Annotated in this window: 2 protein-coding genes; both read right to left on the reverse strand. The window is 34.3% G+C overall.

Annotation, left to right across the window (positions count from 1 at the left end):
• Positions 1 to 99 precede the first annotated feature (99 nt).
• Complete coding sequence (locus G322_RS21585; protein ID WP_051143814.1) at positions 100 to 450, reverse strand: RDD family protein; 351 nt, start codon at positions 448 to 450, stop codon at positions 100 to 102.
• 120 nt (positions 451 to 570) lie between these two features.
• Positions 571 to 954: a hypothetical protein gene (locus tag G322_RS0119525; RefSeq protein ID WP_156874013.1), complete on the reverse strand. Its 384-nt coding sequence runs from the start codon at positions 952 to 954 to the stop codon at positions 571 to 573.
• Between the last annotated feature and the right edge of the window lie 115 nt (positions 955 to 1,069).

Consider the following 1,069-nt stretch of genomic DNA (forward strand, 5'->3'; position numbering starts at 1 on the left):
ATTTAGAAGCATTGAAACGCAGAGGCTCACCGCTGTTAAAATTTGCAATAAATAGCTAATTATTACTGGCGGTCCACCTCAGGGCGTGTTGTTAGCACTTTATCCAATTTTAAATGAGTCGACTCCTTTAGGTTTGAAAGTGTTTTCTTCTGTAGGTTTTGCCACACTAATCACTTTTGTTCCAGCAATATGATCATGAACACATTTTTTGTCCATTCGAAAAATCAACAAAAAACATGCTAGTACTAGCAAACTCCCTACAATTGGAATAAGCGAAAGTAAAATTATAGGAAGCCAACGTTTAAAAATTATTTTAACTAAACCAAGGTTCTCACCGTCGTTCGAGACGATAGCAATATCTAACAGACTTTTACCTATAGTTTGCCCATAGTTATGCAATAAATAACCATTTACTAAAAGATATCCCCCCAATATATATATTGGGAACATTAGTTTCCCATAAGGAGTAAGGAAAAAATTTATTAAGGATGGCATAAATAAAAATGGTTGGTTATAATCGCGAAGCGATAACCAACTGTTTTTATCCCGTTTAAGCAACTTGTTATGTGTTTACTCACATGCCACAGCATCATAGTAAAGAGTGATGTAAATATTTATAGAATTTTCATCAAGTTCTATAAATTCTTCACCAGAAAAATACTCGACACAATACTCGCCTTTTTTAGCTACTTTTTCAGCTTTAAAGTGTATAGATCCTGTAATAACAGGATCAAAAATTAAGCTAGAGCAGCCATTTTCTTCATCTTCGCAAGCCAAGTCATTTACCTTTGAAGGCGTATTGTCATTAGACCAAGAAATACCATCTACGTAAAAAGGTTCCCCATCTTGATCTATTGTAAAAATATTAACCGTTTTATCTTCAACTCTATCATTTCGAGAGTCATTACATCCTTGAATAAATAAGGCAACGCAAATCCATATATATTTCATCATACTTCCCTAAACACTGACACATAACGCTTTGCTAAGCGGAAAATAATGGTTGGCTATAATCGCGAAGCGATGGCCAACTGTTATTTTTCCGTTTAAGCAACTTGTTAGTTGGATA

The sequence above is a fragment of the Psychromonas hadalis ATCC BAA-638 genome, from assembly GCF_000420245.1.
GTDB lineage: Bacteria > Pseudomonadota > Gammaproteobacteria > Enterobacterales > Psychromonadaceae > Psychromonas > Psychromonas hadalis.